The 13,819-nt window shown below is 72.5% G+C and carries 11 protein-coding genes; 4 read left to right on the top strand and 7 right to left on the bottom strand.

Annotated features, from left to right (window positions below):
- The first annotated feature begins 36 nt into the window (after window positions 1-36).
- Window positions 37-879: a TspO/MBR family protein gene (locus BJ991_RS17225; RefSeq protein ID WP_179492005.1), complete on the top strand. Its 843-nt coding sequence runs from the start codon at window positions 37-39 to the stop codon at window positions 877-879.
- A gap of 16 nt (window positions 880-895) precedes the next feature.
- Here BJ991_RS17225 and BJ991_RS17230 read toward each other — a convergent pair whose 3' ends face one another.
- From BJ991_RS17230 to BJ991_RS17260, 7 genes are all read right to left on the bottom strand, one after another.
- A complete protein-coding gene (locus BJ991_RS17230; protein WP_343048817.1) occupies window positions 896-1,384 on the bottom strand; it encodes a glutaminase in 489 nt (162 codons plus the stop codon).
- A gap of 58 nt (window positions 1,385-1,442) precedes the next feature.
- On the bottom strand, window positions 1,443-2,639 hold the full coding sequence (locus BJ991_RS17235; protein WP_179492007.1) for a cation:proton antiporter domain-containing protein: 1,197 nt from the start codon (window positions 2,637-2,639) through the stop codon (window positions 1,443-1,445).
- A gap of 75 nt (window positions 2,640-2,714) precedes the next feature.
- Complete coding sequence (locus tag BJ991_RS17240) at window positions 2,715-3,569, bottom strand: transposase (RefSeq protein ID WP_179492010.1); 855 nt, start codon at window positions 3,567-3,569, stop codon at window positions 2,715-2,717.
- 157 nt (window positions 3,570-3,726) lie between these two features.
- Window positions 3,727-5,040 carry a xylulokinase gene (locus BJ991_RS17245; RefSeq protein ID WP_179492012.1) on the bottom strand — a complete coding sequence of 438 codons (1,314 nt, stop codon included), beginning with the start codon at window positions 5,038-5,040 and terminating at the stop codon, window positions 3,727-3,729.
- Window positions 5,041-5,134: 94 nt separating this feature from the next.
- Window positions 5,135-6,325 carry a xylose isomerase gene (gene xylA, locus BJ991_RS17250; RefSeq protein ID WP_179492014.1) on the bottom strand — a complete coding sequence of 397 codons (1,191 nt, stop codon included), beginning with the start codon at window positions 6,323-6,325 and terminating at the stop codon, window positions 5,135-5,137.
- Window positions 6,326-6,439: 114 nt separating this feature from the next.
- Window positions 6,440-7,990, bottom strand: coding sequence for a family 43 glycosylhydrolase (locus BJ991_RS18865; RefSeq protein WP_179492016.1), 1,551 nt, complete (start codon window positions 7,988-7,990; stop codon window positions 6,440-6,442).
- A gap of 2 nt (window positions 7,991-7,992) precedes the next feature.
- Window positions 7,993-9,006, bottom strand: a complete 1,014-nt coding sequence (locus BJ991_RS17260; protein WP_179492018.1) for a LacI family DNA-binding transcriptional regulator — start codon at window positions 9,004-9,006, stop codon at window positions 7,993-7,995.
- A gap of 109 nt (window positions 9,007-9,115) precedes the next feature.
- Between BJ991_RS17260 and uxaC the strand changes: the two genes are divergently transcribed.
- Genes uxaC through BJ991_RS17275 form a run of 3 tightly spaced genes read left to right on the top strand, consistent with a single transcriptional unit; the run spans window position 9,116 to window position 13,816 of the window.
- The gene (gene uxaC, locus BJ991_RS17265; RefSeq protein WP_179492020.1) at window positions 9,116-10,624 is read left to right on the top strand and encodes a glucuronate isomerase; all 1,509 of its coding nucleotides are present in this window, start codon (window positions 9,116-9,118) and stop codon (window positions 10,622-10,624) included.
- On the top strand, window positions 10,621-11,853 hold the full coding sequence (gene manD, locus BJ991_RS17270) for a D-mannonate dehydratase ManD (protein ID WP_179492021.1): 1,233 nt from the start codon (window positions 10,621-10,623) through the stop codon (window positions 11,851-11,853). The genes uxaC and manD overlap by 4 nt, the downstream gene beginning before the upstream one ends.
- Window positions 11,843-13,816: an alpha-glucuronidase gene (locus BJ991_RS17275; protein WP_218852971.1), complete on the top strand. Its 1,974-nt coding sequence runs from the start codon at window positions 11,843-11,845 to the stop codon at window positions 13,814-13,816. The genes manD and BJ991_RS17275 overlap by 11 nt, the downstream gene beginning before the upstream one ends.
- Window positions 13,817-13,819: the final 3 nt, after the last annotated feature.

Raw genomic sequence — 13,819 nt, forward strand, 5'->3', positions numbered from 1 at the left:
GGTGCACGGCGGGGCTCCGCGGCATACCGTCGGAGCATGTCCACGCGCGAATCCGTGCTCACAGACCGCCGCACCCCCGGCACGGCCGGCGATGTCCTCCGGCAGGTCGCCGTCATCTCGGCATTCTGCTTCATGCTGATCGCCTCGCTCACAGGCAGCGGCGTGTTCGGCGGACCCTCCGTCGACGAGCTCCAGGACGGCGCGCTCAGCGCCGAGGGCTCGTACCTCGCACCGGCCGGTCCCGCGTTCTCGATCTGGTCGGTGATCTACGTCGGCCTCGCCGCCTACACGATCTGGCAGGCGCTGCCGTCACAGCGGGCGAACCCGCGTCAGCGGTCGCTCGGCTGGCTCATCGCGGGCTCGATGGTGCTGAACGGGCTGTGGCTCGTGATCGCCCGGTTCGGGTCGCTCGTCGGCACGGTGCTCGCGATCGTGGGGCTGCTCATCGTGCTCGCGATCTGGTTCCAGCGGGCCGTCGTGACCCGCAGCGACGGCTGGCTCGACGCCCTTCTGATCGACGGCGTCTCTGGCCTGCACTTCGGCTGGGTCACCGTCGCGACGGTCGCGAACACCGCCGCGTGGCTCACCGCGATCGCCCCGCCGGAGTGGGAGCTCGCCGCGGACGTGTGGGGCATCGTCATGCTCGTCCTCGTCGGGATCATCGCGCTCGGCATCGCGGGCGCCGGCGGCTGGCGCATCGCGCCCGCACTCGCGATCGCGTGGGGCCTCTCGTGGATCGCCGTGGGCCGCCTCGCGGGCGAACCGCACAGCGCCCCGATCGGCATCACCGCGGTGATCGTCGCGGCCGTCGTGCTCATCGTCAGCCTCGCCGGCGCAGCCATCACGCGCGCCGCGGACGTCCGCAACGCGGGAGCCTGACGCCCGCTGCGGGCGGTCAGGCGCCTTCGGGCGGCTGCCGCAGCAGCTCGATGCGCTCGTCCAGATACGCCGAGAGAGGTTGCGCAGCGCCCGCGGCGCTCCAGCGCACCATCGGCTCGCCGTCGACGAGGCACAGAGGGCCGGATGCCTCGCCCCGCGCGACCGCGTCGAGATCGATCGCAGTCCACCCGACGTGCACGGTCGTCCCCTCGGCGTATCCCCCGCGGTGGGCGGCCTCCGCGAGCTCGGCGCGGCGCCGCTGGTTCTCGGCCGTGTAGCCGCGGCGCGCGGGGGTGCGCGACCGCACGACCTCGCCCGTCGCGAGCACGGCGTCGGGCGTGAGCAGCAACACCCCGAGGTGCCATGCCTCACCGTGGGGCACGATCTTCGGAGCACGTGCGATGCCGAAGAGGCGGCGCGGCTGCACGGTCTCGCCGACGGCCTCGCGGGGGGCGTCGGCAAGCCGCGAGCGTGCGTCGTCGAGGAGCTCGCGCAGACGGTTCACGAGTTCAGGCTACGGGCGCGTGTGCGCCGGATGCAGCATCCGTCTCGCCTCTCGCGCGTCACGCGCGATCGTCCTGCAGCGTCTCGGGCTGCTCGACCGTGCGGCCGCGCAACGTCATCGCGACGAGCGGATAGAGGAGCACCGAGAGCATGCCGCCCGCGACGAGGACGGCCTGCGCGGCGGGGCTGATGATCTGCTCGTCGACGCCGATCGCCGTGACCGCCACGATGATCGGAAGACCCGTCGCGCCGAGCAGGCCGATCGCGGCGCGGTCGCGCACGTGCGAGCCCTGGGGCGCGGCGAGCGTCGACGGGAGGCCGCGCACGACGAGCAGCGCGACCATCACGAGCGGCACGTAGAGGAACAGCACCGGCCGGTTCAGGAGCGACTGCAGGTCGAACGTGATGCCCGTGTAGACGAAGAACAGGGGGATGAGGAACCCGAACGCGACGCCCTCGACCTTGCTCTCGACCGCGCGGCGCTCGGGCTCCGACGCGTCGCGCATGAGCAGGCGCCAGATGATGCCTGCCGTGAAGGCACCCAGCAGCATGTCGAGGTCGAGCGCGAGGCTCAGCGCGACGAGCGCGCCGATGATGAGCAGCACGACCCGGATCGCGAACTGACCGGACGTGTGCAGCGTCGCGGTCACGAAACGGTGCATCGCGCCGCGCGGGATGCGGAAAGCGAGCCAGATGCCGGTGGCGGCGACCGCCGCGAAGAGGGCGAGCACGATCGTCGCGGGTCCCGGCTCGCGGCTTCCGAGGAAGACGGAGATCGCGATGAGCGGCGCGAACTCGCCGACAGCGCCGATCACAGAGACCGCGCCCCCGAACGGCGTGCGCAGCTCGCCGGCGTCGCGCAGTATCGGCACGATCGTGCCGAGAGCCGTCGAGCACAGCGCGATGCCGACGACGATCGCAGCCTCACCGGGGAAGAACGCGAACCCGAGGGCGACGCCGAGCACGAGGCTGATGAGCCAGCCGCCGATGGCTCTGCGCCCCAGTCGCCCGCGGAACGCGGTGAAGTCGATCTCGGTGCCCGCGATGAAGAACAGCATTGCCAGACCGAGGTTCGCGAATACCTCGACGATGTCGGAAGGAGCGCCCCAGCCGAGCACCGCCGGGCCGACGACGATGCCCAGCACGAGCTCGAACACGACCACGGGCACGCGCACCCACCGTCCCAGTGCTCGGGCGAGCAACGGTGCGAGTACCGCGAGCAGTGGGATGAGGATGACCGCGGTCTCCAGCCACACGCGATCAGCGTAGCGATGCGGGGGTTCGCTCTGGGGTCTGAGCGCATGTCAGCGGGCAGGGTGGGCCCGCTCGGGCTACAGCTCGTCGAGCGCCCGGCTCGCCCGCTCCGACGCCTCGACCGCGGCGCGCACGCGGGACGCTCCCGCGCGATGCTCCTTCTCGAGGGAATCGAGCTGCCCGCTCGCGGTGCGCTCCTCCTCTTCGAGGCGCTCGAGGTCGCGACGCAGGTCGTCGATGCGCTCGCGCACGTGGTCGAGGCGCTCCTGCGTCTTGGTGCGCCGGGCCTCGACCTGCGCGAACTCGCGCTCGGCCTCGTTGACGGCGCGCTCCGCATCACGTGCGACCTTCTCCGCGGCCTTGCGCGCGCGGCGCTCGGCGAGATCGTCGCGCGGGGGCGGCGCGATCGCTCCAGGCACGGACCCGCCGACAGCCTCCGCGAGCTCTCCGGGCTCGAAGTCGCCCGCCTCGAGCGGCTTGACGAGCCGCCCCGTCATGACCGCCGCCGCGGCCGCGGCATCCATCACCGCGGCATTGATCGTCTTCTCGACGTCTTCGCGCGCGGCGGCGCTGATCGTGACGCCGGCGTCCTTCGCGAGACCGACCGCCTGCGCGGCCAGCGCCGATACGAGCTGGCGGCGCTGCTTGCCCAGGCGCGCGAGCTCGGCGGCGTCCAGATCCTCGTGTGCCTCGCGGAGCGCCGCTGCGAGTTCGAGCGCGTCGGCGAGCTGCCCGTCGCGCGCGAGCAGGTCGACCGCCCACGCGGCGACGGTCGGCTTGGGGAGCTTCTTGATGCGCGCCGCGAGGGAACGATCGGATGCCCCCGCCCGCGCATTCCGCGCTGCGGTGAACTTGTCGGGCGGCAGCGCGTAGAGCTCGGCCGCGACGGCGTCGAGCTCATCGTCGGCGGTGCGGGCGGAATCGGTCGGCACTCGCCCATTCTTACGGGGCGTCCGCCGGACGGGTACCCGCCGCGGCCGTTCCCGGCGTAGGGAATGGTGCCGGCGTAGGACGCGAAGCCCGTGATCGTCCTACGCCGGGACCATCTCCTACCGCGGGAACGGCCTCGGCCAAGACGCCGTGCGCGGCTCAGGCGGAGAGCACCCGCGCCGCCTGGCGCGCAGCGCCGAGCGCGACGTACTCCCCCGGCGCGGGCACCTCGACCGGCATGCCGAGCATGAGCGGCGCGATCTCGCGCACCGCCTCGGACTGGGCCCCGCCGCCGATGAGGAGCGCGCGCTCGAGCGGGACGCCGAGACCACGCAGCGCGTCGAGCCCCGCCGCGAGGCCCGACAGCATGCCCTCGACGGCGGCGCGGGCGAGGTTCTCGCGCGTCGTCGAGGCCAGCGTCAGGCCCGTGAGGGAGGCCGTGGCATCCGGAAGGTTCGGCGTGCGCTCGCCCTCGAAATACGGCACGAGCGTGAGCCCGCCCGCACCCGGCTCCGCCGTGAGCGCGAGGCGCGACAGCTCGGCGTGGTCGACGCCGAGCAGACGGCCGACGGCGTCGAGCACGCGCGCCGCGTTGAGGGTCGCGACGAGCGGGAGGAACCGCCCGTCGGCGTCGGCGAAGCCGGCGACCGTGCCCGATGGGTCGACGACGCGCTTCTCGCTCACGGCGAAGACCGTGCCGCTCGTGCCGATCGACACGACGACGTCACCGGGACCCGCGCCGAGCCCGAGCGCCGCGCCGGCGTTGTCGCCGGCACCCGGCCCGACGCGTCGGCCCGCGGCATCCGTCACCCATTCGACAGGGCCGAGCACGTGCGGAAGCACGGCATCGTGACCGAGCGCCGCGATGAGTAGGTCGCGGTCGTAGCCCTCGGATCCGTCTGGCGCCTCGCCCCAGTAGCCCGTGCCCGACGCGTCGGACCGGTCGGTGACGAGCTCCTCGAGCACGGGACCGCGTTCGGACTCGCCTGCGGGGCCGAACCCGCGAAGACGCCACGTCAGCCAGTCGTGCGGGAGGGCGACGGCCGCGACGCGCGCCGCGTTCTCGGGCTCATGGTCGCGCAGCCACCGCAGCTTCGTGATCGTGAAGGACGCGACGGGCACGAGCCCCGTGCGCTGCGCGAGGTCGTCGGCGCCGAACTCCGCGATGAGGTCGGCCGCGGCGCCGGCCGAGCGCGTGTCGTTCCACAGCAGGGCGTCGCGGATGACGCGCCCTTCGGCGTCGAGCGCGACCATGCCGTGCTGCTGGCCGCCGATGGACCACGCCTCGACGTCGTCGAGGCCGCCCGCGGCGGCGATCGCCTCCTGCAGCGCCGTCCACCACGCGGCCGGGTCGACCGACGTGCCGTCGGGGTGAGTCGCGCGGCCCTGCCGCACGACGGCGCCGGTCGCGGCATCCGTGATCACGACCTTGCAGGACTGGGTCGACGAGTCGACCCCCGTCACGAGCGCCATCGCTGCTCCTCTCTCAGAGTCCGTATGCCCATAGTCGGACACCTCCGCCGGCCGCGCGGTCACGCGGTCGACGGAGATGTCCGGGAAGGCGGGATCAGCCGCGCGCGCCGAGAAGGTGCTCGGTGGCCAGCTGCTGCACGCGCACGAAGCCGAAGCCCTTGCCGGCGAAGTAGGCGCCCGAGTCGAAGTCCTCGAACGCCGAGCGGTCGGCGAGGAGGTCATCGGCGGTCTCGCCGTCGCTCAGCGTGGGCTCGGCGAGCTCGGGCACCCGGGCCGCGGCGAGCGCCTCCTGCACCTCGGGGTCGGCGCGGAAGGCCTGCGCGCGCTCCTTGAGCAGAAGGTACGTGCGCATGTTGGCCTTGGCCGACTCCCACACGCCGTCCTCGTCCTCGGTGCGCGACGGCTTGTAGTCGAAGTGGCGCGGGCCGTCGTACGCCGGACCGCCGCCCGGGCCGCCGTTCTCGAGCAGATCGACGAGCGCGAACGCGTTGTGCAGGTCGCCGTGGCCGAACACGAGGTCCTGGTCGTACTTGATGCCGCGCTGGCCGTTGAGGTCGATGTGGAACAGCTTGCCGTGCCACAGCGCCTGCGCGATGCCGGCCTGGAAGTTCAGGCCCGCCATCTGCTCGTGACCGACCTCGGGATTCAGGCCCACGAGCTCGGGGTGCTCGAGCTCGTTGATGAACGCGAGGGCGTGGCCGACGGTCGGCAGCAGGATGTCGCCGCGGGGCTCGTTCGGCTTCGGCTCGATCGCGAAGCGGATGTCGTAGCCCTTGTCGAGGACGTACTGGCCGAGGAAGTCGAACGCCTCCTTGTAGCGGTCGAGGGCGACCCGGATGTCCTTCACCGAGTCGTACTCGGCGCCCTCGCGACCGCCCCACGCGACGTAGGTCTTGGCGCCGAGCTCGGCGGCGAGGTCGAGGTTGCGCATGAGCTTGCGCAGCGCGAAGCGGCGGACGCCGCGGTCGTTCGAGGTGAGGCCGCCGTCCTTGAAGACGGGCTGGCTGAACAGGTTCGTCGTCGCCATCGGGATGATGAGGCCCGTGTCGCCGAGGGCGCCCTTCAGGCGGTCGATCTGCGTCTGGCGCTCGGCGTCGCTCGAGCCGAACGCGAACAGGTCGTCATCGTGGAAGGTGAGGCCGTAGGCGCCGAGTTCGGCGAGCTTCTCGACGACGTGGACGACATCGAGGGGCTTGCGGGTGGGGCCGCCGAACGGGTCGTTGCCGGGGTACCCGACGGTCCAGAGGCCGAACGAGAACTTGTCCTCGCGAGTGGGGGTGGGCATGTCGCTCCTTTGCGCGGCGCGGGTAATTGTTGCGGCTAACAACCTATATCAATCCGGATGCCGCGTCCACTCCGAGTTCGCGGCATCCGCGCCCTCGATCGCGGGCCCCTGTAATCAGGCCGTGCGCACCTCGGCGAACTCGACGTCGGCGAAACCATCCCCCACCGCGAACGGACCGAACCAGCTGCCCACGAACCAGCTCGTACGGCCGGTGGTCAGCACGCCCGCGACATCCGTCGACGCGAAGGCGAAACCGGCCGCGGTGAGATCGACGCGGTGCCCGTCGACGCCGATCGTGAGCGCAACAGGAGCGCCCGGCGGCACGGCCGTCTCGCCGAGCTCGTGTGCGTCGCCGTCGGCCCACAGGACACCGCGCACGCGTCCCGCGCGATCGACGGAGACCTCGAGGCATCCGCGCTCCGACGTCCGCAGCAGCAGTCCCGCGCGCAGCGCGCCGTCGCCGGGGACGAGCGCGACGGACGCCGAGATCGAGCAGCGCGACGTCGGCACGCGCCGCCCGAGGAACGCGGTCACGCCCACCTCGGACGGCTCGGTCGGCGTCGCCGCGAGACGCACAGACCCGCGCTTCGCGGTCAGATCGGCGAAGGTCTCGGGCAGGGCGCGCACGCCGTTCCATGCGAGGTCGAGCGCGTCGCCGTCGAAGTCGTCGCGGATGACGGACGGCCACGGATGCTGCTCCGGCACCCCCTCCGCCTCGACGTGCTCCTCGATCCGTCCCGCTCCGGGCGCGAAGACGGCGCGACTGCCCTCCCACGCGACCGGGACGAGCATCGTCTGCCGCGACATGAGGGCGTCCGTGCCGTCGATGGTCTGGGTCGCGAGGGCGACCGCCCACGTGCGGCCGTCCGGCGCCTCGACGAGGTCGGCGTGGCCGACGTTCTGGATCGCGACGTCCTCGCCGAGATGGCGGTGCGTGAGGCGTGGGTTGCCGGGATCGCCTCGGTACGGGCCGGTGATCTCGTCGGCGTACGCGACGGCGACCGAGTGGTCGCGGGCCGTGCCGCCCTCCGCCGTGACGAGCACCCACCCGCCGTCGGGGTGCCGGACGATGTGCGGCGCCTCGGACCACTCCGCGTCGGCGAGCGCACCCGTCCAGATCGGCGTGCGCTCGCCGATCGGCGCGAAGGTCTCGGGGTCGAGCTCGACGAGCCAGATCGCGTTGCGCCCGGTCCACGCGTCGCCTTCGGCCGGAGCGGTCGCGCACATCCACACGCGGTCGCCGTCGAACGTGAGCGACGGGTCGATGCCGGGCAGCCCGTCGAACCAGACGGGGTCGCTCCACGGCCCCGCGGGATCGGACGCGGTCACGACGAAGTGCCCGGAGCGCGCGCCCGGCAGGTCGCGGTACACGCCGTCGACGACACCCGGCACGAGCGTGCAGATGACGTGGAAGCGACCGTTGTGATGCCGGATCGTCGGGGCGTAGAGCCCCTTCGACGACGGCACACGGCTCAGGTCGAGCTGCCCCTCGCGGTGGATCGCGTGCCCGATGGGCTCCCAGTCGACGAGGTTCGTCGAGCGGTGGATGGGCAGGCCGGGCAGGTACTCGAACGTCGAGGTCACGAGGTAGTACTCGTCGCCGACGCGGCAGATGCTCGGGTCGGGGTGGCACCCGGGCAGGATCGGGTTGCGGTACGAGCCCACGCTCACTCCCCTGCGCCGGCGGCGGGGGCGGCGGTCGATGCGCGGGCGACGAGCTTCGGCTCGAGCTCGTGGTTGAGGTCGGCCGCGTCGGTCGTGCTGCCCGCGATGCGATCGAGCAGGAGCCCGACCGCCGTCTCTCCGAACTCGCGCAGGTCGACCCCGACGCTCGTGAGCGGCGGGAACGAGAGCTGCGCGACGTACGTGTTGTCGAACCCGAGCAGGCTCACGTCGTCGGGCACGCGCACGCCCAGCTCGGTCCACCGGGCGAGCAGGCCGAGCGCGACGAGGTCGTTGTACGCGATGACCGCCGTGGGGCGCCCCACGAGCGCGGCATCCGCCGCCTGTCGTCCGCCCTCGGCGTCGGGTGCGTAGCCCGACAGCTCGATGAGGTCGATGTCGGCGTAGGCCTGCGCCGCGTCGCGGATCGCCGCCGAGCGCCGCGCCTGGGACCACGATCGCGCGGGGCCGCCGATGTAGGCGATCCGCCGGTGCCCGAGGTCGTGCAGGTGGCCGACGGCGGCGCGGGCGCCGACGCGCTCGTCGATCGTCACGGTGGGGGTGGCCGGGGCATCCGGTCCCAGGTCCCGGTTCACGAGCACGCAGGTCGTCGTCGCCGCGATCTGCGCGAGCTGCTCGTCGGGCAGACGCGACGACGCGAGGATGATGCCGTCGATCTGGGGGCGCACGGCCTGGACCTCGGCCGACTCGACATCGGCGCGCTCGGTCGTGTCGACGACGACGAGCCCGTAGCCGCGCTCGCGCGAGCTCGCCTGCGCGCCCTTGGTGAGCGATGAGAAGTACGGGTTCTCGATGTCGGGCACGACCAGCCCGATGACGCCGGTGCGTCCGCCGCGCAGGCCGCTCGCGGCACGGTTCGGCTGGTAGCCCAGCTCGTGGACAGCAGCGAGCACCCGATCGCGCGTCTGCTCCGAGACGCGGTGCGGCGCGCGCAGCGTGCGCGACACGGTGGCGATCGAGACGCCCGACAGGGCCGCGACGTCATGGACTGTGACCAATTGTGCGCCACCTCGCTGTTCGGTGATCCGGGGTGATCCGGTGAGCCAATCATCCCCGAGCGGGGCCGACACCGACTAGTGTAATAACGTTTACATTCGGAGGGGTCACATGGGGTCGACAGTCGAAGGCGCCGCCGCGTCGCGGGGGTGGGCGCTGCACCCCGACCGCGCCCTGCCCGCCGACCCGGCCGTCCGCCCGATCGCCCGTCACGTGCTCGACGCGACCTCGCGCCTGCCGATCGTGTCGATGCACGGGCACGTCGACGCGGCGATGCTCGCCGCCGACGAGCCGTTCGCCGATCCGGCCTCGCTGCTGGTGACCCCCGACCACTACGTCGTGCGCATGATCGTGTCGCAGGCGACCTCCCCCGGGCCGGTCCGCGACGCGGGCGTGCGCTCGGCCGCCGATCTCGGCGTGGGGCCGGATGCCGAGACCGACCCCCGCACGATCTGGCGGCGCTTCTGCGCGGGATGGACGGCGCTTCGCGCCACCCCGACGCGATACTGGCTCGAGCACGTGCTTCACGACGTGTTCGACGCACCCCTCGCACCGTCGCCCGAGGCTGCCGACGTGCTCTTCGACTGGATCGCCGACCGCCTCGCCCGCCCGGAGAACCGCCCTCGTGCCCTCTTCGAGCGCTTCGGGCTCGAGCTGCTCGCGACGACCGACGCGGCCGACTCCGATCTCGCCGCGCACGCGACGCTCGCCGCCGACGGATGGGGCGGCCGCGTCGTGCCGACGTTCCGCCCCGACACGCTCCTGGAAGCGGGGACACCCGCGTGGACGGGGGAGCTCGAGCGGCTGAGCGCGGCCGCGCGCATCGACGCCTTCTCGTACGACGGCTTCCTCGCGGCGCTGCGCGCCCGCCGCCAGGCGTTCATCGCCGCGGGAGCCCGGGCGACCGACCACGGGCACCTCCGCGCCGACACGACGCGCCTGCCCGATGCCGATGCGCGCGCCCTCTTCGGGGCGGCGCTCCGCGAGCCGCTCACGGGCGAGGCATCCGCCGCCCTCACCGCCCATCTGCTGTTCGAGCAGGCGGCGATGTCGGCCGACGACGGGCTGGTGATGCAGTTGCACACGGGCGTGCTGCGCGACCACGACCGCGGCGCGGCCGCCGCCCACGGCCCGAACATCGGTTACGACATCCCGGTCGCGGGTGAGTTCACGCGCGCGCTGCGACCCGTGCTCGAGGCGTTCGGGCACCGCGAGGACTTCCACCTCATCGTCTTCACGATCGACGAGACGGTGTACTCGCGCGAGCTCGCGCCGCTCGCGGGCGCCTACCCGGCGCTGCGCCTCGGCGCGCCGTGGTGGTTCCTCGACGCGCCCGACGCGATGCGGCGCTTCCGCGAAGCGGTGACCGAGACCGCGGGCTTCCGCAACACGAGCGGGTTCGTCGACGACACGCGCGCCTACTGCTCGATCCCCGCACGTCATGACCTCGCGAGGCGAGCGGATGCCGCGTACCTCGCGCGCCTCGTCGCCGAGCACCGCCTCGACCTCGACGAGGCCGTCGACACCGCGATCGACCTCGCCTACCGTCTTCCGAAAGAGAGCTATCCCGTGCCGAAGTCCGCCCCTGTCGCCCCCGCCCAGCCGGAGCCCGTGGCATGACCGCGGGCACGCGCATCCGGTCGGCCGAGGTGCTCATCTCGAGCCCGTCGCGCAACTTCGTCACGCTGCGCATCACGACCGAGGACGGAGTGACCGGGCTCGGCGACGCGACGCTCAACGGCCGCGAGCTCTCGGTGGCGTCGTACCTGCAGGACCACGTCGCCCCGCTGCTCGTGGGACTGGACGCGCACCGCATCGAAGACACGTGGCAGCTCCTCTACCGCGGGGCGTACTGGCGGCGCGGACCGGTGACGATGACCGCGATCGCCGCGGTCGACGTCGCGCTGTGGGACATCAAGGCGAAGCTCGCCGGCATGCCGTTGCACCAATTGCTGGGCGGCGCATCGCGCGACGGCGTGCTCGTATACGGGCACGCGTCCGGCCGCGACCTCGACGCGCTGCACGACTCGGTGCGTGAGCGGATCGCCGAGGGATTCCACGCCGTCCGGATCCAGGCCGCGGTGCCCGGCATCCGCACCGTCTACGGCGTCTCGTCGAAGCCCACCGGGCGCTCGTCGTACGAGCCGGCGCAGCGGGCGACCCTCGCGGTCGAGACGGAGTGGGACACGGACCGCTACCTGCGCTTCGTGCCCGACATGTTCGACTCGGTACGCCAGGAGTTCGGCGTCGAGCTTCCGCTGCTGCACGATGGGCACCACCGCATGACGCCGATCCAGGCCGCGCGGCTCGGCAAGGACCTCGAGCCGTACCGCCCGTTCTGGCTCGAGGACTGCACGCCCGCCGAGAACCAGGAGGCGCTGCGGCTCGTCCGGCAGCACACGACCACCCCGCTCGCGATCGGCGAGGTCATGAACACGGTGTGGGATTTCCAGACCCTCATCCGCGAGCACCTCATCGACTTCGTGCGCGCGTCGGCCGCGCACACCGGGGGCATCACAGGATTGCGACGGGTCTTCGACTACGCGGCGCTCTACGGCGTGCGTTCGGGCAGCCACGGTGCCACCGACATCTCGCCCGTCGGCATGGCGGCGGCGCTGCATCTCGACCTCGCGATCAACAACTTCGGCATCCAGGAGTACATGCAGCACGACCCGCTCGTGGCCGAGGTCTTCCACAGCGCGTACACCTTCGCCGACGGCTGCATGCACCCGGGCGACGATCCCGGCCTCGGCGTCACGTACGACGACGCGGCCGCCGACCGCTTCGCGTACGAACCCGCGTACCTTCCGGTCGCGCGCCGCGTGGACGGGACAGTGCATGACTGGTGACCCTCGCGAGGTCGCGCCGATCGGGGAGCATCCGATGTGGCTTCCGGATGCCGCGACCGCCCACCTCCGCGGCCGGACGGTCGCGGTGCGCGGCGCCGGGCGGCTGCTCGAGACGGTGCGCGGCGAGGCGTCGCGTGCCGGGATGGTGTTCGAAGAGGCGGGCGGCGACGGCGCGGACCTCGTGATCGAGGCGACGACGGATGCCGCGACCGCCCCCGAGGGCTTCGAGGTGTCGCGCGCCGGCGGCGCGACGCGCGTGCGCGCCACGACCGATTCGGGCGCGCTGTACGGGTGGTTCCACGTCGTGCGCCTCGGCGCCACGGCCTTCGACGACACCCTGCCGACGGCCCGGCACGAGCCGCAGCATGCGATGCGGATGCTCGACCACTGGGACAACGTCGACGTCCACCCGGTGATGGGGCAGGTCGAGCGGGGCTACGCGGGCGGCTCGATCTTCTTCGCCGACGGTCGCCTGCGCGACGACCTCTCCCGCGTGGAGCGCTACGCGCGGCTCCTCGCCTCGATCGGCATCAATCGCGTCGGGCTCAACAACGTCAACGTGCACGCGCGGGAAGCGCGGCTGCTCACCGACGGGCTCGGCATCGTCGCGCGTCTCGCCGACGTGTACCGCCCGTGGGGCATCCGTGTTCACCTGTCCGCCAGCTTCGCGGCCCCGATCACCGTCGGAGGCCTCGCCACGGCCGACCCGCTCGACCCGGACGTCATCGAGTGGTGGGCGGATGCCGCGGCCCGCGTCTACCGCGAGATCCCCGACTTCGGGGGCTTCGTCGTGAAGGCCGACTCCGAAGGGCAGCCGGGACCGTTCGCCTACGGCCGCGACCACGCCGACGGCGCGAACGTGCTTGCGCGAGCCCTCGCGCCGCACGACGGGATCGTGCACTGGCGCGCGTTCGTGTACAACCACCGACAGGACTGGCGCGACCGGTCGACCGACCGCGCCCGTGCCGCGTACGACCACTTCACGCCGCTGGACGGGCGCTTCCACGAGAACGTCGTGCTGCAGGTCAAGCACGGGCCGATGGACTTCCAGGTGCGCGAGCCCGTCTCGCCGGTGATCCCCGCGATGCGCGAGACCGCGGTCGCCCTCGAGCTGCAGGTGACGCAGGAGTACACCGGACAGCAGCGTCACGCGGTGTACCTCGCTCCGTGGTGGCGCGAGATCCTCGATTTCCCGCCGTTCGGCGACGGCGGTCCGTCGCTCGCCGAGACCGTCCGCGGCGGCATCGTCGCGGTGTCGAACGTCGGCGACGACCCGTTCTGGACGGGGCATCCGCTCGCCCAGGCCAACCTCTACGCGTACGGGCGCCTCGCGTGGGACGCGGGGCTCGACCCCGGTGCGATCCTCGACGAGTGGATCGCGCTGACGTTCGGCGACGACGAGGACGTGCGGCGGGGCATCCGGTCGGTCCTCGACGACTCGTGGCTCACCTACGAGGCGTACACCGCTCCCCTCGGCGTCGGGTTCATGGTGACGCCCGGCTCGCACTACGGCCCGTCGGTCGACGGCTACGAGTACTCGCCGTGGGGCACGTACCACTTCGCCGATCGCGACGGCGTCGGCGTGGACCGGACGGTCGCGGCCGGAACGGGCTTCGCGGGGCAGTACCCCTCGCCGTGGCGCGAGACGTACGAGTCGCTCGAAACCGTTCCCGACGAGCTGCTGCTCTTCTTCCACCACGTGCCGTACGAGCACGTGCTGCGCAACGGCAAGACCGTGATCCAGCACATCTACGACACGCACATCGACGGCGCCGACGCTGTCGACCGCAAGGTCGCGGAGTGGGACGAGCTCGAGGGCCGTGTGCCCGCCGACGTGTTCGCGCGCGGCCGCGACCTCCTCGCCGAGCAGCAGCGGTCGGCGCGAGAGTGGCGCGACCACGTGTGCACGTACTTCTGGCGCAAGTCCGGCGTTCCGGATGCCGGCGACCGCGTCATCCCGTAGCGG

The organism is Microbacterium immunditiarum, from assembly GCF_013409785.1.
GTDB lineage: Bacteria > Actinomycetota > Actinomycetes > Actinomycetales > Microbacteriaceae > Microbacterium > Microbacterium immunditiarum.

Coding starts and splice junctions, on each gene's coding strand:
- BJ991_RS17245 (WP_179492012.1), bottom strand. CDS start 5,040: ATGGCGCTCGTGACGGGGGTCGACTCGTCGACCCAGTCCTGCAAGGTC.
- manD (WP_179492021.1), top strand. CDS start 10,621: ATGACCGCGGGCACGCGCATCCGGTCGGCCGAGGTGCTCATCTCGAGC.
- BJ991_RS17275 (WP_218852971.1), top strand. CDS start 11,843: ATGACTGGTGACCCTCGCGAGGTCGCGCCGATCGGGGAGCATCCGATG.
- BJ991_RS17225 (WP_179492005.1), top strand. CDS start 37: ATGTCCACGCGCGAATCCGTGCTCACAGACCGCCGCACCCCCGGCACG.
- xylA (WP_179492014.1), bottom strand. CDS start 6,325: ATGCCCACCCCCACTCGCGAGGACAAGTTCTCGTTCGGCCTCTGGACC.
- uxaC (WP_179492020.1), top strand. CDS start 9,116: ATGGGGTCGACAGTCGAAGGCGCCGCCGCGTCGCGGGGGTGGGCGCTG.